Annotated in this window: 23 protein-coding genes and 1 pseudogene; 15 read left to right on the forward strand and 9 right to left on the reverse strand. The window is 70.6% G+C overall.

Features of this window, described 5'->3' with window-relative positions:
• A pseudogene (locus ACZ4FV_RS46135) lies at positions 1-189 on the forward strand (hypothetical protein); the annotation flags it as partial.
• Between the two features lie 116 nt (positions 190-305).
• Here the strand turns inward: ACZ4FV_RS46135 and ACZ4FV_RS46140 are convergent.
• Together ACZ4FV_RS46140 and ACZ4FV_RS46145 are read right to left on the reverse strand one after the other, a co-directional pair.
• Positions 306-554 carry a DUF397 domain-containing protein gene (locus tag ACZ4FV_RS46140; RefSeq protein ID WP_465326974.1) on the reverse strand — a complete coding sequence of 83 codons (249 nt, stop codon included), beginning with the start codon at positions 552-554 and terminating at the stop codon, positions 306-308.
• A complete protein-coding gene (locus tag ACZ4FV_RS46145) occupies positions 551-1,429 on the reverse strand; it encodes a helix-turn-helix domain-containing protein (RefSeq protein WP_465326976.1) in 879 nt (292 codons plus the stop codon). The genes ACZ4FV_RS46140 and ACZ4FV_RS46145 overlap by 4 nt, the downstream gene beginning before the upstream one ends.
• A gap of 503 nt (positions 1,430-1,932) precedes the next feature.
• Between ACZ4FV_RS46145 and ACZ4FV_RS46150 the strand changes: the two genes are divergently transcribed.
• From ACZ4FV_RS46150 to ACZ4FV_RS46205, 12 genes are all read left to right on the forward strand, one after another.
• On the forward strand, positions 1,933-3,213 hold the full coding sequence (locus ACZ4FV_RS46150; RefSeq protein WP_465326977.1) for a hypothetical protein: 1,281 nt from the start codon (positions 1,933-1,935) through the stop codon (positions 3,211-3,213).
• Positions 3,204-3,725, forward strand: coding sequence for an NUDIX domain-containing protein (locus ACZ4FV_RS46155; protein ID WP_465326978.1), 522 nt, complete (start codon positions 3,204-3,206; stop codon positions 3,723-3,725). Before ACZ4FV_RS46150 ends, ACZ4FV_RS46155 begins: the two co-directional genes overlap by 10 nt.
• Before the next feature lie 183 nt (positions 3,726-3,908).
• A complete protein-coding gene (locus tag ACZ4FV_RS46160) occupies positions 3,909-4,607 on the forward strand; it encodes a 2'-5' RNA ligase family protein (protein ID WP_465326979.1) in 699 nt (232 codons plus the stop codon).
• 1,244 nt (positions 4,608-5,851) lie between these two features.
• Positions 5,852-6,484 (forward strand): ATP-binding protein, encoded by a 633-nt coding sequence (locus ACZ4FV_RS46165; RefSeq protein ID WP_465326981.1) that lies wholly within the window; start codon positions 5,852-5,854, stop codon positions 6,482-6,484.
• A gap of 44 nt (positions 6,485-6,528) precedes the next feature.
• Complete coding sequence (locus ACZ4FV_RS46170) at positions 6,529-7,155, forward strand: AAA family ATPase (RefSeq protein WP_465327017.1); 627 nt, start codon at positions 6,529-6,531, stop codon at positions 7,153-7,155.
• An 851-nt stretch (positions 7,156-8,006) separates the two neighbouring features.
• A complete protein-coding gene (locus ACZ4FV_RS46175) occupies positions 8,007-8,693 on the forward strand; it encodes a hypothetical protein (protein WP_465326983.1) in 687 nt (228 codons plus the stop codon).
• A 301-nt stretch (positions 8,694-8,994) separates the two neighbouring features.
• On the forward strand, positions 8,995-9,390 hold the full coding sequence (locus ACZ4FV_RS46180) for a hypothetical protein (protein ID WP_465326985.1): 396 nt from the start codon (positions 8,995-8,997) through the stop codon (positions 9,388-9,390).
• Between the two features lie 68 nt (positions 9,391-9,458).
• Positions 9,459-10,058: a DUF6879 family protein gene (locus ACZ4FV_RS46185; RefSeq protein ID WP_465326987.1), complete on the forward strand. Its 600-nt coding sequence runs from the start codon at positions 9,459-9,461 to the stop codon at positions 10,056-10,058.
• Positions 10,055-11,077, forward strand: coding sequence for a hypothetical protein (locus ACZ4FV_RS46190; RefSeq protein WP_465326989.1), 1,023 nt, complete (start codon positions 10,055-10,057; stop codon positions 11,075-11,077). Before ACZ4FV_RS46185 ends, ACZ4FV_RS46190 begins: the two co-directional genes overlap by 4 nt.
• Positions 11,074-11,598 carry an STAS domain-containing protein gene (locus tag ACZ4FV_RS46195; RefSeq protein WP_465326991.1) on the forward strand — a complete coding sequence of 175 codons (525 nt, stop codon included), beginning with the start codon at positions 11,074-11,076 and terminating at the stop codon, positions 11,596-11,598. The genes ACZ4FV_RS46190 and ACZ4FV_RS46195 overlap by 4 nt, the downstream gene beginning before the upstream one ends.
• A gap of 626 nt (positions 11,599-12,224) precedes the next feature.
• Complete coding sequence (locus tag ACZ4FV_RS46200) at positions 12,225-12,410, forward strand: DUF397 domain-containing protein (RefSeq protein WP_465326993.1); 186 nt, start codon at positions 12,225-12,227, stop codon at positions 12,408-12,410.
• Between the two features lie 575 nt (positions 12,411-12,985).
• On the forward strand, positions 12,986-13,363 hold the full coding sequence (locus ACZ4FV_RS46205) for a hypothetical protein (protein WP_465326995.1): 378 nt from the start codon (positions 12,986-12,988) through the stop codon (positions 13,361-13,363).
• Positions 13,364-13,690: 327 nt separating this feature from the next.
• On the opposite strand, the gene ACZ4FV_RS46210 is transcribed toward ACZ4FV_RS46205, so the two are convergent.
• The 7 genes from ACZ4FV_RS46210 to ACZ4FV_RS46240 form a co-directional block, all read right to left on the reverse strand.
• Entirely contained in the window at positions 13,691-14,824 is a 1,134-nt protein-coding gene (locus tag ACZ4FV_RS46210; protein ID WP_465326998.1) for a hypothetical protein, read from the reverse strand.
• Positions 14,821-15,834, reverse strand: a complete 1,014-nt coding sequence (locus ACZ4FV_RS46215) for a thiopeptide-type bacteriocin biosynthesis protein (RefSeq protein ID WP_465327000.1) — start codon at positions 15,832-15,834, stop codon at positions 14,821-14,823. Before ACZ4FV_RS46215 ends, ACZ4FV_RS46210 begins: the two co-directional genes overlap by 4 nt.
• Positions 15,816-17,045 carry a lanthionine synthetase C family protein gene (locus ACZ4FV_RS46220; RefSeq protein ID WP_465327002.1) on the reverse strand — a complete coding sequence of 410 codons (1,230 nt, stop codon included), beginning with the start codon at positions 17,043-17,045 and terminating at the stop codon, positions 15,816-15,818. The genes ACZ4FV_RS46215 and ACZ4FV_RS46220 overlap by 19 nt, the downstream gene beginning before the upstream one ends.
• Positions 17,042-20,107: a lantibiotic dehydratase gene (locus tag ACZ4FV_RS46225; RefSeq protein ID WP_465327004.1), complete on the reverse strand. Its 3,066-nt coding sequence runs from the start codon at positions 20,105-20,107 to the stop codon at positions 17,042-17,044. Before ACZ4FV_RS46225 ends, ACZ4FV_RS46220 begins: the two co-directional genes overlap by 4 nt.
• Before the next feature lie 136 nt (positions 20,108-20,243).
• A complete protein-coding gene (locus tag ACZ4FV_RS46230; RefSeq protein WP_465327007.1) occupies positions 20,244-20,441 on the reverse strand; it encodes an FxLD family lanthipeptide in 198 nt (65 codons plus the stop codon).
• Positions 20,442-20,512: 71 nt separating this feature from the next.
• Complete coding sequence (fxlM, locus tag ACZ4FV_RS46235) at positions 20,513-21,736, reverse strand: methyltransferase, FxLD system (protein WP_465327009.1); 1,224 nt, start codon at positions 21,734-21,736, stop codon at positions 20,513-20,515.
• A 418-nt stretch (positions 21,737-22,154) separates the two neighbouring features.
• Complete coding sequence (locus ACZ4FV_RS46240; protein ID WP_465327011.1) at positions 22,155-23,384, reverse strand: helix-turn-helix domain-containing protein; 1,230 nt, start codon at positions 23,382-23,384, stop codon at positions 22,155-22,157.
• Positions 23,385-23,770: 386 nt separating this feature from the next.
• Between ACZ4FV_RS46240 and ACZ4FV_RS46245 the strand changes: the two genes are divergently transcribed.
• Entirely contained in the window at positions 23,771-24,133 is a 363-nt protein-coding gene (locus ACZ4FV_RS46245) for a hypothetical protein (protein ID WP_465327013.1), read from the forward strand.
• A 107-nt stretch (positions 24,134-24,240) separates the two neighbouring features.
• Positions 24,241-24,720: a hypothetical protein gene (locus ACZ4FV_RS46250; RefSeq protein WP_465327015.1), complete on the forward strand. Its 480-nt coding sequence runs from the start codon at positions 24,241-24,243 to the stop codon at positions 24,718-24,720.
• Positions 24,721-24,880: the final 160 nt, after the last annotated feature.

Below are 24,880 nucleotides of genomic sequence, written 5' to 3' on the forward strand. Positions count from 1 at the left end.
GTCCGGTTCGGCGGGAGGCCGCGCGGAAAAGGACCCGCCCAGCGGGCACCTCGCCGCGCGGCCGACCCAACGTCCTGGCTCAACGCCTTCCGCCGTCTCCACCGCCGATACGAGGTCAAGGCGGCGCACTTCGGCGCGTTCGTCAGCATCGCTGCCGCATTGATCTGCTACCGCCAATATGCCAAATGAAACGACTTCTTAACGCGCCTGGTGCCGGCCGATTGCGCCCCGCGACCTGTCCGGGTGAGGCAGCCGCGCTTGCGGTGCGTGCTGCCTCACCTTGGGCGACGGCCGTAGGGCGGTTGTCAGATCAAGTAGTCCAGCTCGCCGGCGCGTGCGGCATGGACCAGGGCTCGGATCTCCTCGCGGGTGTAGACGAGAGGTCCCTGGTCTGGGTTCTTGGAGTCGCGCCACACCACGAACTCGCCGCACAACCCGTACTCGACGCAGTTGTCGTTCCCCAGGCTTGCGGACGGCTTGGCCCAGACGACGGATCCGAGGTCGAGGGACGCGGCCGAAGGTTTGGGTACGGAGACCGGGGCGGGATTGTTCACGAGGGCAGCTCCTTGATCTTCGTTTCGATGTGAGCGCGTGTTTCCGGGGGCGGAAGGGCCAAGTCCCAGAGTTGCGTGAAGGCGCGGTCGTAGCTTTTCACCCGCTCCGGGGCCTCGGTGTAGCTGGACTGTGTGAAGTCCTCGGTCCAGGCGAGGCCGGGATAGGGCTCGGCGAAGTCCACGAGGAGGAAGGATCCGTACAGCCCCGGATGGCAACCGACCGCGGTGGGAAGCATCCGGAACCGGCAGCCCGGGGCGTCTTCGAGGAGCGACCCGAGTTGGCCGCGCACGATGTCCGGCGGGCCGACGGGCCGTGTCAGCGCGCTTTCCTCGATGATCGCGTGGTGGGTGATGCCCGACTCGCGCAGCCGGTGTCGACGGGTGACGCGGACATCGACGAGGGCTTGCACCTGACGTCGGTCGAGTTCCGGGCGCAGAGTCCGGATCACGTGTTCCGCGTAGGCGTCGGTCTGGAGTAGGCCCGGGATCACCGCGAGGTCGTAGCTGCGTAGACGCCTGGCGCCGGCCTCGAGGGCGAGCAGCGCCCCGTACTGGGTCTTCCCTACCACGGCGTTGTGCTTTCTCCACCACGGTCGTGTGCGGCTGCGGTCCTCGGAGACCAGGGCCAGGAGGTCTGCGCGTTCCTTGGGAGCGGCCGCGTAGGCATCCAGAAGCTTGGTGACGAGTTCCGAGCTGATGCTGCGAAGACCGCGTTCCACGCGACTCAGGCTCGAGGGTACGATGCCCGCTTCCCGGGCGGCCTGGTCCTGGGTGATGTCGGCCCGCTCGCGCAACTGCGCCAAACGAAAACCGAGTTCGCGCCGGAACGCCGACGCGGGTACCTCTTTCGGCGTGCTGCTGGAGTGAGTGGCCATGGAGGCCAGTGTGATGGCCCGTGCCGAGCCCCGACAAGCGAAGCTGAGGCAATGTGTCCGGACGTGTTGCCGAGAATAGCCGAGAACGGCATGCTGATCGTGGTCACCATGTGTACCGGGGGGCGTAGCGAGCTGTGGTTTTCGCTCAGGCGAAGCCTCGGCGATTCCGCTGTGCGAAGGCCAGAGGGAGGGAAGCCGTGCGTCGGCCACGCTTCCACGGCGTGATCGTCGAACGTCAGTGGGGGAGTGGTCCGGATCGACACCGCGAGGCGCCTGCAACGCGGGACGGACCGCCGAGGCGGCAGACACTCTCGCGACGGCGATCGAGGGACTGCCATCGGCGGGGAGATCCACCAACCCGCCTGGCCGACCGAGACGCTGACCGACCACTCCGTTGCCGCGGATCCGGACCGGTCGCGGTGACAACCGCCTCGATCGCGGTCCGTCAGGCGACGAATCCGTTCACTGAGACCGGTGCATGATGCGATGAGAAGGGAGCAGCTATGCGCAGCACGCTCTTTCGCACGCTGGTGCTGGAGCGGGGTTGGAGTCTGTTCTCCACGTTCGACGTGAAGTTCGCCCTGGCTCGCGACGCGTTGGCCGCGCGAGAGCGGGAGCCGGCGTTGCAGCGGGTGGCCGTGTCCAAGCGGACCTTCGAACGATGGATGGCCGGGGATCTCAGGTCGCTGCCCCACGCCCACACGCGTCGAGTTCTGGAACACATGCTCGGTGAGCCGGCCGCCGCCTTGTTCGGCGTGGCTACCGAGCCCGTCACCGCGACACGGTCCCGCCGGGCGGCAACCGTGATCGATCCGGCGAGCGTCGCCTGGGCCGACGTCGCCGATCTCTCCTTCGTCGAGGCCGTGGACGCGTTCCGCCGGTCGGATCGACTCCTTGGCGCGGGACAGGTCTATCCCGGAGTGTTGCGCTACCTGCAACACAGGGTCGCGCCCGCACTGTTCGACACCCGCGAGAGCGACGGACAACCGGCGTTTCGAACCGCCGCGGTGTTGACGCACATGGCTGGGTGGATGACCCACGATCTCGGTCGTGACGACCTCGCGCACGCGCACTTCTCGAAGGCGCTGCTGTTCGCCCGAGCGGTTCCCGATGCCTCGATGTCAGCGAACGTCCTGGCCGCGATGAGCCACCTCGCCCTGGAGGGTGACCAGCCGGGGGAGGCCGCCGACCTGGCCACTTCGGCAATCATGATGCTCGGCACCGGGGAACACGTACCGGCATTGTCCGCACGCTTGCTCGCGATGCGAGCACGCGCTCTCGCCCGCAGCCGTGACCGCGCCGGCGCCTACGGCGCGATGGCAGATGCCCGACGCGAACTCGGCCGGACGGACGCCAGCCCCCGACCGTGGTGGGTTCCCCCGTTCGACGACGGCGCACTCGCAGGGGAGACGGCCCTGATGCTGCGCGATCTGCGGTTGTTCGCCGCCGCCGAACTCGAGGCGCGACGGGCGGTGCAACTCCGGGATCAACAGCGCGGACGTGGGCATGCTTTCGGAAGCATTCGTCTCGCTCGCATTCTCGTCGACCAGCGGGAGCCGGAACGGGCCTCCGCAGTGGGGAGGGACCTCTTGGACGGTTGCCGGACGATCGGTTCGGTCAGGATCACGCGTGACCTGACCCGCCTCGCCAGATCCCTCGACCCCTACCGCGATGTCCGAGCCGTCGGTGAACTCCTGGACGGCGTCAAGACGGTCAACCGCCAACGCACCCGCCATCTGAGGCCTCTCGTCCCGACCACCGCACAGACGGCCACATGCGCGTGAAACCCCCGTCCGAGCGGCACGGTCCGCAGTGGGACGCCTACCTGGCGGAAGGCAACGCGACGCACGCGCGCAAACGTGTGGTGGCCGACGTGCTGCTCCAGGACACCGACGGGCGCGTCCTGTTGGTGGACCCGACGTACAAACCGGGATGGGACCTGCCCGGGGGCATGGCCGAGGCCAACGAGACTCCCGTGGAGGCCGCCAGACGCGAACTTGCCGAGGAACTGGGCCTGACGATCACCGTCAGGTCCTTGTTGTGCGTGGATTGGGTCGCCCCGCACGGTCCGTGGGACGACCTCCTGGCGTTCGTTTTCGATGGCGGAACGTTGCCCCCGAACATCTGCGCAACCCTGCGTCCTCGTGACGAAGAACTGGCGCAATGCGCCTTCTTTCCCCGTGACCGGGCGCTGGACCTGCTCACCGATCGACAAGGCAGGCGCGCCGGTCAGGCGATGGCGGCGCTCGACGACGGTCGACCGCGCTATCTGCAGGACGGAATCCCGTCGTGGTGAGAGTGCACCGCCACCGACGGCGGCAGCCGGTGCCGGCCGACACTGCTGAACCTGCCTCCCCACCACACCGCGTGTCCAACGTCGGGCTGCGAACGAGGATGAGCCGCTGTCGGCGAACCCGATGATGCGTTTCCTACGTCAGGCGAGGACCACGGTGTCGCACGACGACGGATCGGAAGCGGCGTGACCGCGAGCCTGCGGTCGGACCCGGCGACGTTTCCGGCGGACCCGCTACCGAGTTTGGTCGACGCGAGGGTGATCGCCGAGCACGACTGGGCCGCCTTTCGCGCCGTGTCGACCACGGTCGACCACTGGGACCGTCCCGGATGGAACGGTGGACGCGCCTACCACGGGATGCTCACCTTCGCCCACGAGGAAGCCTTGATCCGGGAAGCCCACGTTTGCCAGGCCTTCGTCGCGGGCCCGGCGCTGGATCCGGTGCCCTCCGGGAGGCTGCACATCACCTTGAACAAGGTCGCAGACGCGGCGGACACGAACCGTGTCCTCCTGGCGGAGCTCGTCGATCGCGTTCGGGGGCAGGCCCCGGACGCTTTCGAGTTGTCGGTGGACCCTCTGACCGGGTCCAAAGGCTCGCTGCGCCACAGCGTCGCCCTCTGGAAACCGGTGATCGACCTACACCCTGTCCTGGCCCGGGCCGGAGCGCCCGCGGGAGGCCCCACCGCGCTTCTGCGGCCCCACCTGGGCATCGCCTACTCGAATCGTGCCCGACCGGCGGCCGAAGTGATCGAGCGGGTGGAGATCCTGCACGGCTGGCCGCGTGTCGTGGTACGTGTCGACGGTGTGGACCTGGTGGAACTCAGGCGCGAATGCGCTGCCTACCGCTGGGACGTGGTTGCCCGAGTTTCGCTGGGCGGCACCTGAGCCGCGGTGCATGCGTATCTGCCCGGGAGCCGGCAGCGGATCCGGACCCGCGTGTGGAGGAGCATGCCGGCCACCGCGTCTCGCGGGGTCGCCGGCATCGCCCACTCGGTGTCGCAGGTATTCTCCGCACGGTTCGTTCTGCGACGGCTGGTCTCGGCGCCCGGCCGGATCTTCGTCCGTCTCAGCCAACTGCCCCTCGAGCGCCGGGTTCTCCCCCTTCCAACGCGTCTCGCTCGGTGATCAAGTGTTCGTTCCCCTTGCTCAGTTCTCTGATCCGGGCAATCAGGTGGCCTGTTGATGCTTGCTTGAGTTGCCGGCCAAGCTGACGCCGCGGGATGTCGGCGGGCCTGTCACGCCCGGTCCGCCGCAATGTGACCTCCCGGCGGGCCGGAGGAACCACATGGTCAAGGCGCGGCTGCCCCAGTGATCGGTGCGCAGGCGAGGACTCTCACGTTGGACCGCAGGCTTCTTCCTGTGTGTCCGCCCACGCCTGAGCGGTGCCGGTTGTGGAGAAGCAGGTGCATCCGGCCCGGCGGCGAGGCGCTGGCGCAGCGGCGACGGTTGTGCCGTGCCCGTGTTCCGCGGCCCGGTGGCGTGTGCAAGCGTGATTGCGCCGGACCCCATCGGGCGAGTTCGTCGCCCGCGCAAAGTGGCGATCCGGTGGCCGAGTTGCCGTTTGGCCGAGTGACGACACCGGTTGCCGGCAGCCACACCGAAGCCAGCGCGGTGCACATGCTCACCTTGGCGATGGCGGGGGTTGGTCTTCCGTGCGCGGACCGCCACCTTGCCGCCGTCCATGTGTGGCGCCGCCCGTGACTTTGGCTACCAAGAGTGATCGAGCGGGAACTTATGATCGGAATTGGCCGATCTGGAGTAGCGGGATTCGTTGCCACCAAGCCCATTTCTGTGACGAAACCGCAGGCCGGATGGCGGTGAGATGGCGGTGCCGCGACCTGGAGACGCTTCTGCGGAACCGCAATGGTAGACACATGCGGATCACCGTTCCATCAACGGAGGTCGAGGGCAACCGCTACGCCGGTTGTCTCCTTGCAAGTCCAGGCTCCGCGTACCGATACCCCACTGTTCGAGCCGTCGATGGAGTTGCTGTCTCCGAGTCGCCGTCCAGTGCCTATGCCCAGCGGCATCATCCGCGGCTGGGCGGGCGCCAACGTATTCGAGGAGGTCGAATTGCCGTGTCCGATAGCCGTCTCGACAGCACGAACTGGACCCGGGAGCGAGCCACCGTGAAGGACGCGCAGGTCCTGCGTCGCGAACTGGTGTCCTGGCTGGCCGGATTGGGCGTGGAAGCCGCCACCTGTGAGGCGGTGGGGCTGGCGGCGGGCGAGATCCTGGCCAACGCCTTGAAGCACGGTGATGTGACCGGTGGTCGTCTGCGGTTGGGCGCGTACCGGGTAGAGGCGCAGGTGCGTTTCCAGGTCTGGGACCACACAACGGCCGAACCCTGTGTGTTGGCCGCTGGCGACGGGTGGGAGTCCGGTCGGGGGATGTGCATGGTGGACGCGCTCGACGGCGTCTGGGGCGTGCAGGCCGACGGCTGTGACGGGAAGCTCGTCTTCTGGCAGACCGCGGACTACGCCCGCGCCGAGCATCTGGTGCTGCGGCACGGTGTCCACAACGCGAGCGCGGAAGTCGACGCTGGGAGGCAAGCGCAGGGCTTACCGCAGTCGGCCTCCTCCGAGGTTCGATGCACGATGCCCCGTGTGGGCATCGTACGTGCGCTCGTGCGCGGCCCGACTTCCTCGCTTCGGCGCTCCGACGCAAGGGCGGCCGTCGGCGCCCCGACGCGACCGGAATCCGGCGGACGCCGATGTCACGACCCCTTGGTTGGTCCTCCCGTCCATGGGTGCTCGACGTGATTGTCATGGCTCATCCCAGAGTGTCGTCACCGGTGGTCGCGCGGATGGTGGTGATCGAGGGTCCGCGTGGCGTGGGCAAGTCGACGATTGCGGCCTTGGTGTGTGAGGCGTTGGGTTGTGGCGGGGTTGGTGGCGATGTCGCACCGGTCCGGGGCCCCGGCGCGGGTTCTCGTGATTGGCGGTCGGGTTTCGAGGATCGGGTGCGTGGGCTTCGCGTGGTGTCGGAGATGTGCGATCAGCCGGTGAACGCTCCGGTGTTCGTGGTCGACGGCTACGTCCGCAGCGTGTGCTGGGCCCATGCCGAGGAGTACGGGCGGTCGGTGTGTGGTGTCGAGCGGCTTCTGGTCGATTACCGCCATGAGTTGCGGACGCCCTGCGTGACCGTTCACCTGACCGCGAGTGCCGAGACCCTCGCCCGTCGGTTGCGGAAGCGACGGCCCGCCCTTCCGGGGGATGCGGAGTTGGCCGCCGATGTCGAGCGGTTGCGTCGCATGGTCGAGTACCACGGTCCGTATCGTGCCTTCCCGGCCCGGGGGCCGGTGGTCCATACCGAGGGCGTCACGCCCGATGTGGTGTTCGAACACGTGATGGCCGTGCTCGCCCGGCATCGCATACGTCCCCCCGATCCGGTCTCCGGTGGGGTGGTCTCTCCCGACCCGGGCGCGCGCTGAGCGACCTGTCCGAGGAACGAACCCGAGTGGTGAAACGGCCGCGCGCCGCTCGGATCCTGGAACACCCTGCCGCGTGCGCGGCCTTGCGGTTCGAGTTGCGCGGGCGGGGCGATTGGGCCCGTCAATGGTGCCGGGCCCGCGTGGAGCGGTGGTGGCATCGAGGCGGCCGGGGCCACCACCGCTCTTCCAGATACGGCCACGGCCGATCGTCGCGATCCGAAAGGACACGAAACATGCAACCCGGCAGCGATGGGTCACGCTCGACGCCGCCCCTCGTCGCGGCGCGGACCTGGCGCGCGGAGGGGCGTGGTCACGCCCGGAGCGAGGTGGTCGCGCTATTTACGGCTCCCTCCTCGGGCCCGGAAGCGGGGGTGACGGCGACCGTACGGGTCGCTGGAACGGGCAAGGTGGTGATGACACGTCGGGAAAGGCCCGGCGGCGGCACCGCGTGCCGCACGCGGTCGGCGACAACCCCTGGCCACGGCGCACGACTGCGCCGCAGCGGTGGTCGCGTGCGACGAGATGGACCCGGCAGATCCAGGCGACGACCTGTGGCGCGTGGCTCGGGAGCACTTCGGCCCGGGCTCAAGCGAGTTCGACGCTCTGGTGGCAGACGTCGCCGACGACTACTACTACCCGGCCCCGGACGAATCCCCCGATCACACAGCAGGTGGACGACACGTGAAGCGAACTCCCCGCAAACGCAGTCCCGTTCACACTCCGTCTCCACCGGGCCTGCCGCTCGGGACGCGGCTTCTCGAGAACGCCGTCCCGCGTGTGGTTTCCGAGCCCCGCGCCGCACGGAACCGGCCTTCCACCCCTGAACCTTCCTCCGTACCCCGGGAGTTCCCGTGTCCGCTCACGCCACGCCGTTCGACCGTTCCCTCCCGCCGTCCGACACCGCGGCCGCGTTCCGCACCCTGGGGTTGGCCGCCGCGCCGGCACTCCTGGACGAGGAGAGCGTGGAGCGGTGCCGAGCTGCCGCCAGGCGCTTGTTGCCCGGTGCCCGGCACCGGGTCGGATTCGCGACTGCGCAACGCCCGCAGCGATCGGGTGAGCCGGGGCCGGCGCTGCGAATCGTCGACGTGCATCACGTGTCGCCGGTATTCGCCGCGGTTGCCCGGTCGGGGGCGGTGGCGGATCGTGTGGGTGAACTCGCGGGCGCCGGCGGCATCGAACCGGTCTGCTGCGCCTTGTGGTTGCACGAACCGCACACCCGCGGCACCCTCGCGCCGACCGACGGGGCGGACGGCGGGATACGGACCGACCTGGACGTGTACATCGCCCTGGACCCGCTCTCGGACCGACACGCCGGCATCGTGGTCGATCTGCGCCTGGGCGGGACGCGCTGCGCGGAGCGCGCCGCCGCGCGGGGCCTGTCGCACATCGGGATGCGTCCCGGTGACGCCCTGATCCTGGCCCCCGACGTGCCGAACGGGTTCTCCCACAACGCCGGGACCGTTCCCCTGCATGTGCTGCACCTGGGCTACCGCCACACCCGCGCCACCGCCCCGGGCCCTTCACAGGGCGGGCCGTGATTTTTCGACACCACCGCCACACACCGGTCGTCCGTCGACCCCCGACCGCCCCCGTCACACCCGTCAATGCCCCGGCCGTGGACGGCTTCCGGTCGGCCCACCCGAGTCGCGTGTTTCGGCGCGTTCGCTACTGCGACTTCGCATACGGAAGGAAGCGTTCATTGGCCTCGTCCCGACGCCTATCCCCGTCCTCGTGCTGCCCGCTTGCGTTCGCTGCGCAGATACGCACCGGCGACGGGTTCCGGCTCCCCGTACGTGTGCGGCCGGTTCGCCCGCCCGCACCCGCCGCGGGAGGGGAGCGGTGAACCTCTCGACATCCGCGGTTCCGGAGGTCTTCCTGCATCCGTTCGATCGCGGTTTCGTCCTGACCCTGGAGGGGCGCGCTCACCGGGTCGTGTCCCTGGGGGAGGCGCTGGGGGCCGTGGTCGCCGTCTACGAGGGCCGCCTCCCGCGTACCCGGATCCTGGTGCGTTCGCGGGCCGCTCCGCGCGTGCTGCACCACATGTGGCGGCTCGGCACCGCCGACGCCCGCTTCACCTCGCCACCCACCATCCGGCCACCGAACGCGAACCCGGCCCGGGCGGGGCGCCCGTGGCGTCAGTTCGGTCCTCACGGCCGCCATGTCCCGCCCCCGGCCTGGGACTTCACCATCCAGCCGGCTCACATCCCGCGAGCGGACCCCGGTACGCGCCCCTGACACCGTCCGCCGTTCCAAGCCATGCCGCCCAAGCGGCTCGACCCTCGATCGAGAAGGAGCACGACAGCATGGATCCGTTCACCGGCGCCGCCGGTACCCGCCTGGGTGTCGACGCCTACCTGGAGGACTTCGCTACCAGGGAGGGGGAGTTGACGGTGGCGGTCAGTTGGAAGATCGAGGTCGGGCAGGTCTTCGCCGAACCGGGCAACCCCTCGTGGGTCGCCTACAGTCAGGGCCGGTGGACCGACGCCATCGAACGCCTGGGCGAACAGGCCCTCTCGTGGCGCGCGCGGACCCGGGCCGCGAGGGAAAGGGCCGTCGTGCTGGGTCGGGTTCGGGTGGTCGCGGAGCCGCGCTCGCCGTACCTCGAGTGGGAACTCCACGTCCTGGCCCTGCGCGCACGCGAGGGCGAACACATCCGCGTGCTCCACGCCGACACCTGGGAGGGCGGCGACCTGCCCGAGTGCGTGACCCTGGGCGACGCCGTCTACCGCATCCACTACGACGAGCACGGCGTCCTGGCCGGGGCGACCCGCCACCTCGACACCGCACTGACGGAACGGGTCCACACCCTGGCCCGCACGCTGTGGGACCGCGGCGAGGACCTCGACGCCTACCTGCGCCGGCGCCCCGCGCACTGGACCCACACCCCCGGGGAACGGCCGTGACGCGCGAGGCGGCCGCCGCAGCCGCCGACACCGCCACCCACACGCACACGCACACGTACGACGCTTGCGTGTCGGCCCGGTCCCGTGACCTCGTCACCACGGTCGTCACCTACAACTACGAGAACGGCGGCAGGCGTGGGGACGGCACGGGCCACGACCTGCGGCCGTTGGCCGCGGTGGCGGCACTGGTCCCGGACATGGACGTGCTCCTGTTCCAGGAGGGCCGGCACTACGGCGAGCAGGGGAGCGAACTCCTCTTCCGCGTGGAGAACCTCCTGGGCATGCGGGGACTGCGCACCCCCTCCCGGCGCGGCCCGTTGGACGAGATCGTCTTCATCCGCTGGCCGCGCGTGCGCCCGGTCCGGCACTACGACCGTCTCGCCCCGACCGACTTCGACGACCGGTACGGCTTCGCCCACCTGCGCCTTCCCGGCTTCCCGGAGCCGGTGAGGACCCGATCGGTGCAATGGCCCCACTGCTCCGGCGACCTGCGGCTGATCGAGGCGGACGCCCTCCTCGGCCACGCCTGCTCGACGTCGTGGTCGCTGATCGGCGGCGACCTCAACGCCCTGTGGCCCGACCGCGACGGCCTGGTCGAGTTCGCACCCGCGTGGGAACGCCTGCCCGCACACGCCCGATCCCACAAGACCCTGCCCCCGGGTCTGCCCGGGATCCGCCCCGGGCGGCGATGGATCACCGACACCCGCGCCACCACGGCGCTCGCCGACGCCGGCCTGGTCAACGCCGGATCCCTCGCCCGGGACGTCACCGTCACCGTCAACGCGCACATCGACGACGGCCAGGGCGCCCGCATCGACCACATCCTGTGCAGCCCACGCCTGGCGCAGGCCCTGGTGCCCGGCAGCTACCGGGTCCTCACCGGCCCGGACGTGGACGCCGCCGGAGACCACCGCCCCGTCACCGTCGACCTCGACGCCCGCCGCCTCCCACCCCCCGACACCCGCGACGACGCGAACACCCACCCCGGCCCACCGGCGACCGGGATGGCGACCCGATGACACCCACCAGGTACGCGTGGAAGGACACGGACGGGAACCCGGTCGTCGCCTTCGGCGACACCCGGCTCACCCACCGCCGGCACGGGCGCCACACCGTCGTCACCGCCCACGGGTGCCTCACCTGGTGGGAAGCGTTCGCCTTCCACGACGAACTGACACCACCGATCCACGACGGCGACGGCGACGTGATCGTCGACCTCACCGATCTGGACTTCCTCGACCCCACGGCACTCGGCGTCCTCGTCGCCGCGCATCAAAGACTGACGCGAGGGTCGGACCGGCGCGTCCTGCGCGTGGTCGCCGGCAACGAACACGAGAACGGCTGCGTGATCAGAATCCTGCGCATCACCGGCATGAACGACGTGTTCCCGGTTCACGCCGACGAGGCTCAAGCTCTCCAGGCCGCAGCTGCCGGCGCTGCCCCCACTCCCGCACCGGCTCTTGCGCCGACGCCGAGGGCTCTCGCACCGCACCGGCCCGACGAGGAAGCCCCCGCCCCCGACCACCGGCCCCTGCCATGACCGAACCGGCGCACCCCACACCGCCGCAACACACCCCCGCGCCCACCGCCCGCACGCGTCTCGGACGACGCCACCACCGTCAAGACCACATGGTGACCGAGCCCGAAACCCGTCGCGTCGAGGATCCCGACACGGCCGCCATCGAACTCGACATCGACCGCCCCCACCCCACCCGCATCGACGACTGCCTGCGCGGCGGGGCAGGACGCACTTCGACGCCGACCGCGACCTCGCCGAAACCTGTCTCGCGACAACCCCCAGGTGAAGGCCACGGCGCACGGGACCCGGGAGTTCACGCACCGCGCCGTCCGCGCGTACCGCGAACACGGCACCCGCCTGCGCACCGATGGCGGCCACACCCCGACACCCCGAACCGGCAGCGGATCTGCGCCCTCGCCGCCGTGTACCGCCTCCCCGCCCAGGAAGGCGGAAAATGAGGCGATCCCAACTCGTGGCGGTGCCGACGCACTTCGCAACCGCCAACCGCAGACGGTCGAACGCCCCCGGCACCAAGACCCGGACACTCGCCTCGGCGACGCCACACGAGGCATCGCCACCCGCCGCACACACTGCGAGCCTGCCCCGCGCTCGGGCCCGCGGTTCCGGCACCCACTCGGAGGAGCCCCGTGAACAAGTTCCCGCGCCGCAAGAGCAGTCACAGCGCGACAAGCAACTGCCTCGAGGCACAACCGCACACCGAACACGAGGTCGGGATCAGCGACTCCAAGCTCCCACCCCGCGCCCCCGGGCTCTCGTTCGCCGCCTCGACCTGGGCCGCGTTCGTGACCGGCACACCCCAATCACGACGCTGACGTACGCGCCGTTACGCGCCCCGTACGGACCAACCCACCCGTCCCCGAGCCGGATCGGCAGTGACGCGCCGGTCCGTGCCTTGGATCATCCGGTCGTTTCAGGGCCCGGTGAGCACGATGACGATCGTTGCCGCGCGGGCGGGCATGGGCGCGTTCGGCGCCGACCGGACCGCTGAACGCCACGCCCGGTGTGCATGACTGGCCGCGTCCATGTCCTGCGCTGCCTCGACGGGGCGATGCTCGACACCGTCGTGGACGAGGGCCGGTGTGAGGTGGCGCTCGGCATCGGACCGGGTCCGGCCGGGTCCTGACGGTCGGGTCGTCCCGGGAGGATGATCATTTGGTTGAGGTGGCGGGTGGTTCGGTGCGGGTCGGCGATTCGGGCTTCGCCGGTGGACGTTGCGCGGCCGTGGGAGAGATGGGACGCACAGCACTTGTCGCCGCGGGTATCGGGATTCGTGGTACCCGAGTCCCATTCGGGGTCTAATTTGCGGACGTGTCGCGTTGCCCCGCGGCCGTGCGAGGAGGTGTTCCGTGTCGTCTCACTGCGATCCCTCGCATGCTCCCGTCGGGACGTGGGTGCGGCGCTCATGATGATCGGCTCTCGGCTCAGGAGCATCCACGGGGACGGGATCGATGGCGATCCGGAACCACGGGAGCTGACGGACAAGTTCGTGGCGTCGGTGGGCCCACAGGGAGCGGCGGCCGTGCTGGACGGAGCGTGCACGCTCGTCTTCCTGGTCATGGAGTGGCTGCGGGGCGCCTATGCGGAGCATGGAATGGACCCCATCGAGCGTGTGGTGCCCGACGTCGTGGCCACCCTGCGGATGATGCCCGTGAGCGTCCGTCCCGAAGCCGTCCCCACCATGGCCGGCCTGGTTGTCGCCGCGGGAACGGGGTTGAGCCCGCCCTGTGGCGCGCGCGGTAATGATGTTGGACCAAGGACGAGATGACTCCCTTGGAGGCAACCGCCTTTCTGCTCGCGGAGCACATCAATCGCCTGACCGACGATCCGAACTTCGCCGGCCGCATGATCGCCGACACGCTGTCCGCAGCGGACCGCGACTGACGCAACCGGGATTCGGCGAGACCGGGCACCGGGCGGGTTGCTGCCCGGGCCCTGGGGCGCCGACGCTCGCAAGCTCCCGCCCGTGGCTTGATGGTCCCCGCCATTCAAGGCGCCTCGCCGAAACCGCGCGGTGGATTGAAAGCCCGTTACTGCCCCTTGAGCCGGCGGTTCGGTTGGCCTTCCGGTGGGCGGACTGTTCTTCTTGCCCGTGTCAGCTGGGTGTACGAGGTTCGGGGTTGCCCCTTGCCGTGGAAGCGCCCTCCGGGAACGAAGTGGAAAGCATCGTTTGGGCGCGAGTGACCGCAGCGGTGAGCGTCGTGTGGAGCGGGGCGGGGATGGTGCCCGCGCCGAGTCCGGAGGCTTGGACGATCGTGGCCAGACTGGCGGCGCGGTCCAGGTGGATGTGGGTTCGGGTGCAGGCACCGAGTACGCGGCGGGCGGTGTAGCCGTCTGCGGTTGTGGTGGCGTGGGCGGCCAGGTGGTCGAGGACGGTGTGGGTGTGGGGGTGTTCGGTGTACGCGCCGAGTTCGGCGACGGCGAGACCCCAGGGCACGTGGAACGTGGTGTGTTCGGTGTCGAGGAAGCGTTCGATCATGTCGGTGGTGGCGCGGGTGGTGGGGCGTCCGGCGGCGTGGCGGCACAGGATGTCGAGGGCTGTGGCGGTGTGGCGTTCCCAGGGTGTGGTGGTGGTGCTTTGTTCGAGGACGGTGGTTGCGGTGTCGGATGCGCCGGTTAGGCAGTGGGTGACGATGCGGATCTGGCGGCCTTCGAGGAGGTGGCCGCCGATGCCGTTGTGGTCCTCGACCACGCGCAGGGCTTGGGTCCAGCGGTCGTGGAGGAGGAGCGCGCGGGTGCCCTCGGACAGCAGCACCATCCAGATCCAGCGGCGCAGGGCGTGGTGTTGGGTGGTGGTGCCGGTCAGGTTGCTCAGGGGCACGGTGGCATCGGGCAGGACGGCGTCGGTGTTGGTGGCCAGCGCTTGGTGGAGTGTCTGGATGAGGTGCCAGGCGGTGTCGCCGTCGCGGGCGCGCATGCGTAGGCGGGCGAGGTTGAGGGCGACTTCGAGGACGGAGCCGGCCTCGCCGGTGGTCAGGGGTCGGTCGCGTTTGTAGGCGTGGATGTGGGCCAGGCACCACCGGTGGGCGAGGTCGGGCAGTCCGCAGTCGCTGGCGATGAGCGCGGCGAGGTTGAGGGCTCGGGACGCGGCGTCGGTGGGGTCGGGGGCGCCGGCGGTCGCGTGGGCGATGTCGGTGACTTCCCGGACGCGTTGGTCCAGGGGTGGGCAGGTGAGGTGGGAGCGTTCGACCAGCGGGAAGACGCGCGCGAGTGTGCGGAGGTCTTTCACGGTCGGCTGCCGGGGAGTGCGGCGGCGCGGGCGGCGCGGGCGAGATGGGCCTGGGTGTCGGGGCCCAGGCCGAGCCGGTTCCAGTGGAAGATCACCAGTTGGGCGAGGCAGCGGCGGATGCCGCGTTCGAGGGTGTCGGCGTCGGCGCCCGCGCGCAGGGCGTGTCCGGTGGCCGCGAAGGCGCGGGCCCAGGGAGCGGCGAACGCGAGGGCGGTGCCCGGCCGGAACAGGGGTCCTTCGGCGGTGGTGTCCGCAGCGGTCAGGCGGGCGAGTTGGGTGGCGAGACGTTCTTGCCCGCCGCCGTCGGTGGCGGGTGTGTGGTGGCGCAGGTCCGCGACCTTGTCCCACACGTCGCCGGTCTCGAAACGGTCCAGGCCGGCGGCGGTGAACATGGTCGAGCACAGCAGCACGGAGATCTCCCGCCGCCCGATCCGGGGGGTGGGGCGGGCGAGGTAGTCCAGGACGCCGGCGCTGTCGGCACAGAAGTGCAGGTGCGCCGCGGCCATGCCGACGGGGCCGCCGAAGGCGTGCGTCTCGGGTTCGTAGACCGCTCGTTGCCAGTTCTCAATCGTCCCGGCGGTGCGCAGGGCGTGCAGAGTCTCGTCGAGGGCGGCGCCGGCGTTCGGGTGGGGGCCGGTGCGCAGGCGCAGTCGCCAGTGGGGGTGTTTGCGCAGGAACCACCAGTGGGTGACTGCCCTTTGGTCGGTCAGGTCGCGCAGGGCCGGGGCCAGTCGTGTGGCGGCGGTGTCCTCGGCGGTGGCGGGGTTGGGGAAGCGGATGTTGACGTGGTGCCACGTGGTGTCGGCGCGGGTGTCGAGGGCGGCTCGTCCGGCGGCGTGGTAGGTCTCGACGGCGTCGAGGAGTTCGGTGGGGTCGATGCGGGCCTTGCGGGCTGTCTGTTCGGGGGACGCGCCGGCGAGGACGGTGAGGACGGCGTCGGTGAGCGGGCCCGATCGTGGCGGGTCTGGGCGGACGGTGGTCGTGTCTTCGGTCAGGTGATCATCAGGCATGCGTCCCACCCGGAGTTGGAGGGTGTGTGGTGTGCGGCGGTGTGCAGCGCGAGGGCGAGTCCGGCGGCTCCGTCGAGGAACTCCGGGTTCTCGTCGCGGTGTCGGGCCTGGGCGAGGAGCAGGTCGGTCAGGTGTGGGAGGAGTTCGCCGACGCGGGGGTCGGTGGCGTCGAGGGCGGTGCGCCAGGTGGTCTGGTGGATGCCGGCGATGCCGTGGCACAGGCCCGGGCCGGTGACGGTGGCGAGTTGGACGGGGTCGGTGAGTGCGGCGACCAGGGCGTCTTCGGCGTGGGCCTGGCGGGTGGTGTCGCCGGTGGCCAGGGCGGCGAGGTGTTGAGCGCGGGCGATGCCGGGGGTGCCGTAGCACCAGGAGGGCCGGGGCGGGCCGTGGTGAACGACGCGCCCGGAGCGCAGTTCGGCGTGGGTGAGCCACTGTGGCCACCAAGGGCCCATGTCGGTGTCCTGGCGCCAGTCGTCCAGCCAGGCGCAGATGTGGTCGATGGCCTCGCGTTGTCCGTCGACGGTGACGCCCGTGCGCATGGTCGTTGCCAGGAGTGCGAGGGGTCCGCAGACGCCGTGGGAGATGCCGACGTTGGCGTGGCCGCCCGGGGTGGGCATCGCGGGGTCGGGGTCGTGGGAGGCCCACCAGCCCGGGAGTTCGCCGCCGGATGGTGGTCTCAGCGGCTGTGTGGTCAGGCGTACGAGGTAGGTGAGGATGTCTTCGAGGGCGTCGTCGCCCGGGTGGTGGTGCGCAAGGTGGGCGCCGATGCCGGTGAGGCCGTGGAAGAGGTCGTATTCGGCGAGTCGGGGCGGGAGTCCGCTGTCGATGCGGCGCATGGCCGCGGCTGCACGGCGTCGGGCGAGCGCGGCTACCGCGGTGTCCAGGGTTGCCACGGCGCGTGCGGTGTCGTCGTGGTGGGTGCTGTGGAGCACGAACGCGATGGCGGGGGCGCCGACGAACAGGGCGGCGTCGTCGCCGGCGCTGATCTCGTGGGCGGTCGCGGCGCGGGTCCAGCGGCGGGCGAGGGACCAGGTGCCGGTGCCGGTCAGGGCGCGTTCGATGTGCAGGAGTGAGGTTCCGGCGGCGCCTTGGGCGAGGGATTGCGCGCGGCCTGGGTCGGATCCCGCGTGGGCGGGGTCGGCCAGGTGCGCGGCGATGCGGTCGCAGGCTTCGCGCGCCGCGTTGGCCGTGTGCGGGTCGAGGGCGATCACGGGGTGTCCCGGGGCATGAGGGCCAAGCGGCGCATCGCGGCGGTGCGCACGAGGCGATTGATGACGGCTTCGGCATCCGGGTCCACGCCCAGGGCTCGAACGTGGTGGTCGTGCAGCAACGACACCAGGGCGGACCCGACGTCGCGGTGTTCGACCTGGGCTGATCGCCAGGCGGTGACCGCCCGGGCACGTGCGACCCACGTGGCGGCAACGAGGTCGCCCTGCACAGGGGGTCGGGCTGCGGAGAGGGCGAGGGTGTGGTCCCGAAGAGTTCGGTCCAGGGCGCCGGTGGCGTGGTCGAGGTGGTCGAGCGCGGCGCGCAGTCCGATGGCGGGGTCGGGGTCGATCGTGGCGGCGATGTCGGTCATCGACGCGGCGGCGAGCGCTTGAGCGGGGATGGCCGCAGTGGTGGCGACGGCGATCTGGGCGAGGGCGGCGGCGGTGTCGGCCGCGAAGACGGCTTCGGCGGCGGCCTGGTCGGCGCCCCAACGGCCTGCGTGGTGGCGGTGGGCCACCAGCGCCAGGTCGGCGAGCATGCCGGTGGAGTGCAGGTGGTCTGCCCACTCGCCGAGACGGGCGACGGTCTCGGCGACGCGGCCGGGCGCGGGGCGGATGTGCAGGGACAGGTGTTCCTCGGCGTCCGGCCGGGTGGTGTCGCGGTGCCGGCGGAACCACCAGCGCGCGTCGTCGAGTCGGGCGATCAGCGCGGGCAGGTGTTCGGTGAGGACGGCGGGAAATCGCGCCGGATTCCCGAACAGCCGGGCGTGCACGACCTCCCCGGCCCCGGGCTGGCTCGCGGGCGGTGGCGGCGCCGTGCGGATCGGGACGGGTCGCGGTCTCGGGGCCCGGTGGTGCGCCCGCAAGGGCAGCAGGAATTCGCACGGCCGACCGGCCCAACCGCCGGTCGGATCGCCGGGTGCCTCACGCAGCTCGACCCGCCCCGCGCGGCGCAGGCGCACGCGCAGCAGATGCAGGTGGAAGGGTTGTGTGGTGTCCAGGGGCAGCCGTAGGTCGCCCTGGCACAACAGGACCGAGGAAGGCACCCGGTGGTGGTGGCGCCATCGATCGAAGGCTTTGTCCCAGTCGCCTCGGCTGGCGTGGGGCGGGGCGATGTCGTCGGTGGTCACGATCCAGCGGGCAGGCGCCAGTACGGTGCGGCCGACCCGGACACGCGGCAGATGGGGCAGGTCGCGGGCTGCGCCGAAGTCGAACGTTCCGTAGACGGCGGCGCGTGCGGTGGCGATCTCGGACAGCAGGCGTGCCAGCGGCGGCGTGCGCAGGGTGGCTTCGAGCGCGTGCGCGACGTGGGGTCGCAGAATCCGGCCGCTCGAGTGTCGCACCAGGTACATGCGGGTGGCGTCGGCGGTCACCGCGAGGTCGTCCAGGTCGAGGCGCTCGGCCGTGTCGTCGCCGGGGTCGGGGTGCTCGGACACGCCTATCAGGTGGGGAAGCAGTCGTGGGGTGCGCGCGATGTTGTCGTTGTCGCGTCGGCGCGGTACGTAGACGAGTTGCGCGACGTCGACGGCGGGGTCGTCTGTGGCGAAGGTATCGGCGAGGCGGTCGCGGTCGGTGGCGTCGAGCAGGTGGGCGAAGCGGCCGGTCATGCTGCTCTCGGGGCGCGGCGCGGCGGTGACCCACAGCCGGAAGTCACCGCGGCGGATGTCGGCGGTCGAAGGGGCGTCGATCTCGAAGCCGATCTCCACACGGGGAGGGGCGACCACCGCTGCGGGATCGCCTACCGTCAGCGCACGGACGACGGCTTCGGTCAGTTCGATCTCGCCGCCGCCGGCGGCTGCCTGCTGGATCAACTCGATCATCACGTGGTCCCGGCGCGAGACGGTGTAGGCGGATCGACCTCGCGGTGCCTCCAGGTAGCCGGCCGGGTACCCCAGGCCGGAATCGGCGACCAGGTCCCGCACGGGCACGAGAGCTCCGGGCCCGTATCGGGTGCGGAACGCCAACTGGTATTCCTTCCAGTAGCGGGCGCCGTGCGGGTTCGCGCTCACCCGCAGCATCGTGGTCGCGGCGGTCTCGGCTTCGCGCAACACGGCCTCGGGGACGGTGATCCGCGCGTCCACGGCGGTGTCGAGGGCCAGGAGCGGACCGCTCACCGCGCACAGGGCACGCATCCGCTCGGTCGCCGCGTCGCGGTGCCGTTCGGCTTCCACGGGCGCCGTGCTGGCGTCGTGTTGCCTCAAGTGGTTGCCGATGGCGTCGAGTTCGGCGAGCACCCCGCAGAGGCCGGGGAGAGTGTCGGCGCCGGCGGCGCGCAGTTCCCGCGTCAGATGGACGATGGGGTCTGCGGTGGTGCAGGCGGGGCGCAGGGATGTCAGCAGGAAACCGGCGTCGACCAGCCCGGCGAGCAGCGCGGCGACCGCGTCGGGGGCGGCGCGGGGAAAGCGCGCGCGCAGATCCGCGCCCAGCGCGTCGAGGGTGAGCGGCCGGGCGGCGGCATCCAGCGCCGCGCGTATGGGGGAGGTGTGCCGCAGTTCGACGTGCGCGGGTTGCCCGATGCCGGGAGCGTCGTCACGGATGCGGGCGGGGACGACGACGTGCCGGCCACGGACCAGCACGGCGTTGTCGGTCACCACGCGCAGGGACGGCCGCAGCCGGGGATGGCGTTCGAGAGCATCGACCAGCGCCGACACCCATTGGGCGTCTGCCCTGGCCCGGGCCAGGTGGTCGGGTCCGATCGTCAGCGTCGCGGTGTCCGCGATCGCGGCGGGCGCGATGCCGGCGAACAATCCGAAGGGGGTGGCCCGGCCGCGCCACCGCAACAGGTACCCGGCTGTGGCCAGGACCGCGCGCCGCACGTCCCGGGCCTTCGGTGAGGAATCGGCCAGGAGTTGATCGATCCTCGCGACCAGAGCCGGTCCCGCCCACCGCAGCGGGCGGGCGACATCGGGGCGTTCGTGTATTCGTCGCAGCCACGCCAGACCACGGTCGGCGTCGATGTCCTCGCCGGCCAGGAGCGTCCCGGCGGGTAACTCCAGGTCGCCCGGATCGGTCGTTGTGCGGGCCAGGACCAGCCCGGTGTGCCGGTAGATCGGGTGCGTCGTCACGGTTGTCGTCCCCCTGGTCGCGGTGGTGCCCCGACTCGCGGGCTGTCGCCGCCCCGCACCGGGCGCGGCGGCGACAGCACCGATGTCCGGCGGACGGACCCGGCGTGTGATCAGCCGGGTCCGCCCGCCGTGCCGATCAGAACGCGAACGGTTCCGCGGCCTTGGTGGTGCAGGCGCTGCTGCAGCACGAGGTGCCGCAGCCGTCCGAGGTGGCGCACAGCAACTGATCGATCGAGACGGTGGACTCCACCAGACGCATGTCCAGGGTGAATTCGTCGTCGAAGGCGATGCCTTCGGGGACGAGCGTCGTGGCGGTCGGGCTGTGGGCGGTCATGTGCTCTCACTCTCCTGATCCGGATGGATGGTGCGAGGTGGTGCGACAGGACCCGAACGTCCCGGGGTGGTTCAGTCCCGGGACGGCCAGGAGATCACGATGCGGCTGTGCCGCTTGTCGACGACGTGCCCGGGCACGAGCGCATCGTCGGGGGTGTTCGCGGGGTAGACCCGGTACACCGGGCCCGGGCCGTGGCGGTGGACGCGGCTCCACACACGTTCGACCTCCGCCATCGCTTCGGCGGCTTCCGCTCCGTGGCCGCCGAACGCGCGTGCGCCCAGCTCCACGCGGTCCGGGCTCTCAGTCGGGCGCACCACCATGTACGCGAGGGCGTCCTTGTCCGCGGCTGCGAAGGGGAACGTCTTCTCGCCCGTCTCCACGAGGCCGAGGTCCTCGCGCGCCTGGTCGACCCACAGGCGGACGAAGCCGGGGAGTTCGGTGGCGAACCGCAGGAACAGGTGGTCGAACGCCTCGCTCCGGCCGATCGTCTCGCCCGACCACGCGGCCGAGCGTTCCCCGGCGAGCACTTGTTCCGACAGGCCGGGGTCGTCCCAGCCGCTGTCGTCGACCAGCAGCGCCAACCCCTCGCCCAACGACGACCGGCGCTCCTGGTGTTCGCCGATGCCCTGCATGGCGACGAAGCCGCACGGCGCCGACCCACGGCTCACCAGATGGTCACCGCCCCGGTCGAGGACCACGCTGCGGGTGACCCCGCGCGTGCGCAACGGCACCACCATCCGCCCCCCGGGGGCGAGTTGGGCTGCCCAGGTGAGCGGGATGTCCCAGGCGCCGACGGTGACCACGATCCGGTCGTACGGCGCGTGCGCGGGGACGCCCTCCTCGGCGTCGGCGGTGACCACCTCGACCTGCCGGTATCCCGTCGCGTCCAGGAACTCCCGGGCGCGGGAGGTGACATCCGGGTCGATGTCCACCGTGGTGACGCGACCGTCGACACCGACCAGTTCTGCCAGCAGCGCCGCGTTGTAGCCGCCCGACCCGACTTCCAGGACTCGCATCCCGGTTTCCACGCCGGCCTGTTCGAGCATCACGGCCTGGATGTGAGGGTCGGAAACCGAGCTGGTCGGGCGTCCTCGGTCGTCGTGCTTGGTGATCACCGCGTGGCGGGCGTACGCGTGTTCCAGATCGACACCGGGGGCGAACGCGTGGCGCGGCACCGCCCGGAACGCCGCCTCGACCGACGGCGAAGTAATGGTGTCGTCCGCGCGCAGACTGCGCACGAGTTCGTCGCGCAGCTCCGCTGCGCGGTCGTCGACGTCGGTCACGAATTCAGTCACAAATGCGTCCAGGGGAATCGCAGGGACGGATGGAAGGGCGCGACTGCGACGGCCAGTCGGCTGCGTCGGGCGAGGCATCCGGGGAGCGGGCACCGACGCGTCCGGCACTCGCGCAAGCCGGAGCTACCGACCAGCCGGGTATGGGGTCGCCGGCGAAGGTTCCCGCCGGGCAAATCCCACAAGGCCGAGTCAGGATGGGCGAGGCGTCGGCGGCAATCACGCGTGTACGCGGGGTTGCTGCCGGGAGGGCCCGGTGAATCGACGAGGTGCGGTGCACGCTGTCGGAGGAGGGGGCTGCCGCGCCCGGGGGCGTGGGGCGCCAAGTGCTCCGGGAACGCTGCGATCCGTCCTCGCCAGATTCATGCGACGGACAGTAGCGACTGCGTCACCGGTGAATATGAATCCGGGGAATTCTTGCCTATTCGTCCAGGTGGAAGCGGTCGCTCATGCGTCGCAGCTTCTCCCGGGTGATCGCTCGCTCGGCGTAGACGATCTTGCGCAGGGTGGCTCGCGCTATCGGGTGGTTGCGCACCAACTGCGGGGCGATCCGCTCGGCCTTCTCCAGCTCCGCCAGAGCCCGTTCCCGATTCCCGTCCCACAGCCAGGCCCGCGCGAGGTCCATCTGATGGTGCGAGCGTCGGGAGTTCGGCAGGGTCGCGATGTGCGTGGGATCGGCCCGCTCGTGCATGCGCAGAGCGGTGGCGTGGTCCCCCATCTCCAGCCGCACACTGATGGCGTGGATCTGCACGTTGCCGGTCGAGAAGGTCAGCGAATGGCGATCGAACACCGACTCGTGCAGCGCGTCTATGCGATCACCGGCGTCCCGGGCGAGCGCGATGCGACTCTCGGTCTCCGGGGCGTTCCCGGCGCGTGCGGCGGACACCGCGGCCCGCAACTGCAGGGTTCCCCAGGCTCGCAGCGCGAGCGGGTCACCGGCGGAGTACTGCGACTCGATCGAGCGCAGCGCCTTGTCCGACAACGCCAGCGAGTCCGACCAGTCGGCCGTGGCCCACATGTCCCACACCCGCATCCAGTCCGCGACCGCGCCCATTACGGGATCACCGGAGAGCGCGGCGGCCCAGGCGGCCCGCTCACACGTCATGGCGACCAACTCCGGGTGGCCCAGCGCGTGTCCGGCGGTGTGCGCGAACTTGCAGCACACCGCGTAGATCGCGAACGCCTCCTCGCGCGCGTGGCCGGTCGAGACCTCTGCCAGGGCCCGGGCCTCGCGCAGCATGTCCGGCAGCATGTGCAGGATCGCGATGTTGGCCGCCGCGTCCCGCAACCGGTGCAGCGCCACCGTCTCCCGCCACAACAGGGTTGAGGCCCGCGGTGTTCCGTCGAACACCGGCGTCAGGTCGTAGCGGCGCAACTCCCGGAGGATGGAGGCCGCCGCCACCGGCCACTGTTTCTCCGACGGCGTCCCGGTCACGTAGGGGCGCTCCAACAGGTCGTTGGGGTGACAGTGCAGCGCCGAAGCGAGCTCGTTGATCGTCGAGGCCCTGTCCAGCTCGATCCGGCCGGTCTCCACCTTGGACAACCAGCCCTGCGTCCTGCCGATCGCCTGCGCGAGATCCGCCTGGGGCATGCCCAGACGCAGCCGGGCACGCCGAACCCTCCGCCCGATCGACTCCCGTTCCTCCAGCACCGACGCCTCCCACCTTTTCGTCCTATCCGGACCGTACCCCTTGCCGGGCTGCGGGCGTCCTGCGGAACGGCCGGAACCGTAGCCAAGCAGGAGAGCGCGAGGCAGACCTCGATCCTGACGTGCGGCGGCGATTCAGCAGGCCGCGCGGATCCTCGCATTAGGACACATCTTCGGTGTTCGGAGCGCTGCCAGTGGGATCAGCTACCCGACGCGTTGCGACCCCACGCGGCGACCGCGCCGGGGACTGGGCACCGCGTGGCTTTGTACAGCGTGGAGTCGGCTCGGCAAGCCGATGTCGATGGTCACGGCTTTCCGAATCGTGCACGCCGCTTGCGACTGCACACCTGGCCGGGCTGGATCGCGAATGAGCCCGTGCCGCTGGAGGCGTGCGGCTGCTCCGCGACCCGGCGCCGCGCGGTCGCCCGGGACTGGACGGTACCGAGGTCGAGTTGGACGCCGTGCGGCCACGTTCCGACTACGGGACCAAGATCCTGCGCTACTCCGAGGCGGTCCTCGAGAACCGCGCCTGCTACCGCTTGCTGGACGTGGACACGTCCGCGGCATCACCCACGCTCACGTTCGGGTCGAGCAGCTACCTCGCAGGAGTGATCGACATGCGCGAGGCGGCGGCCCGCGAGTTCGCCGCAGCCACCGCGTCGGCACCCTCCCGCGAGGCAACCTCGTTTCGGGATGCGATCGGCGACCCGACCTGGGGCGTCGGCCCGTCACGACGGCCATCAGTACGCTGACGATTCGTTTCGATGGTCGGACGGGCGACGCGCAATTCCTGGTGCATTGGCGCGGCCCCGCCGAAGTCGCGAGCGGTGGAGGTCTCCACCAGGTCATGCCGGTAGGCGTGTTCCAGCCCTCCGACGACGCGACCTGGAACGACCGGAACGACTTCGACCTGTGGAAAGCCATCGCGTGCGAACTCTCGGAAGAACTTCTCGGCACGACCGAGGACTACGGCAGCGACAAGGCTCCCGCCGACTACCCGACGTGGCCCTTCTACGCCGACCACACCCGCGCTCGCAACGACGGGCGCATCGGGGCGTTCTGGCTGGGCCTGGGGATGGACCCTCTCACTTTCGTGACCGACATGCTGACCGCGGTCGTGATCGACGCCGACCTCTTCGACGACCTGTTTGCGCAGGTGTCCCCTCGCAACAGCGAAGGACACGTGGTACGGGTCGAGGACGGCACGGGCGCCAGCCTGGGCACGCCGTTTACCGAGCAGCACGTGGAGCGACTTCTGCATCGCGAGAGAATGCAGCCTGCCGGTGCCGCGTTGCTGAGCTTGGCGTGGGCGCACCGTAAGCGACTCATGGGCGGATGAAGGCCATACACCTTGGAGTCGAAGCGTCTTCGGGCGCGGGGCGTTGTGGTCAGTGGGTTCCCCAGTGGATGTTGGGTGAGGTGGCGAGGTTGGCGGCGCGGTGTACGAGATCGGTGCCGTACAGATCCACCGCGTCGGTGAAGTCCCGTTCGAGGTGTTC

It is taken from the genome of Embleya sp. NPDC025285 (assembly GCF_055558835.1).

What these genes read in the sequence shown, in the direction of transcription:
- ACZ4FV_RS46145 (WP_465326976.1), bottom strand. Translation starts at nt 1,429, where the DNA reads ATGGCCACTCACTCCAGCAGCACGCCGAAAGAGGTACCCGCGTCGGCG.
- ACZ4FV_RS46150 (WP_465326977.1), top strand. Translation starts at nt 1,933, where the DNA reads ATGCGCAGCACGCTCTTTCGCACGCTGGTGCTGGAGCGGGGTTGGAGT.
- ACZ4FV_RS46155 (WP_465326978.1), top strand. Translation starts at nt 3,204, where the DNA reads ATGCGCGTGAAACCCCCGTCCGAGCGGCACGGTCCGCAGTGGGACGCC.
- ACZ4FV_RS46170 (WP_465327017.1), top strand. Translation starts at nt 6,529, where the DNA reads ATGGTGGTGATCGAGGGTCCGCGTGGCGTGGGCAAGTCGACGATTGCG.
- ACZ4FV_RS46185 (WP_465326987.1), top strand. Translation starts at nt 9,459, where the DNA reads ATGGATCCGTTCACCGGCGCCGCCGGTACCCGCCTGGGTGTCGACGCC.
- ACZ4FV_RS46195 (WP_465326991.1), top strand. Translation starts at nt 11,074, where the DNA reads ATGACACCCACCAGGTACGCGTGGAAGGACACGGACGGGAACCCGGTC.
- ACZ4FV_RS46215 (WP_465327000.1), bottom strand. Translation starts at nt 15,834, where the DNA reads ATGCCTGATGATCACCTGACCGAAGACACGACCACCGTCCGCCCAGAC.
- ACZ4FV_RS46230 (WP_465327007.1), bottom strand. Translation starts at nt 20,441, where the DNA reads ATGACCGCCCACAGCCCGACCGCCACGACGCTCGTCCCCGAAGGCATC.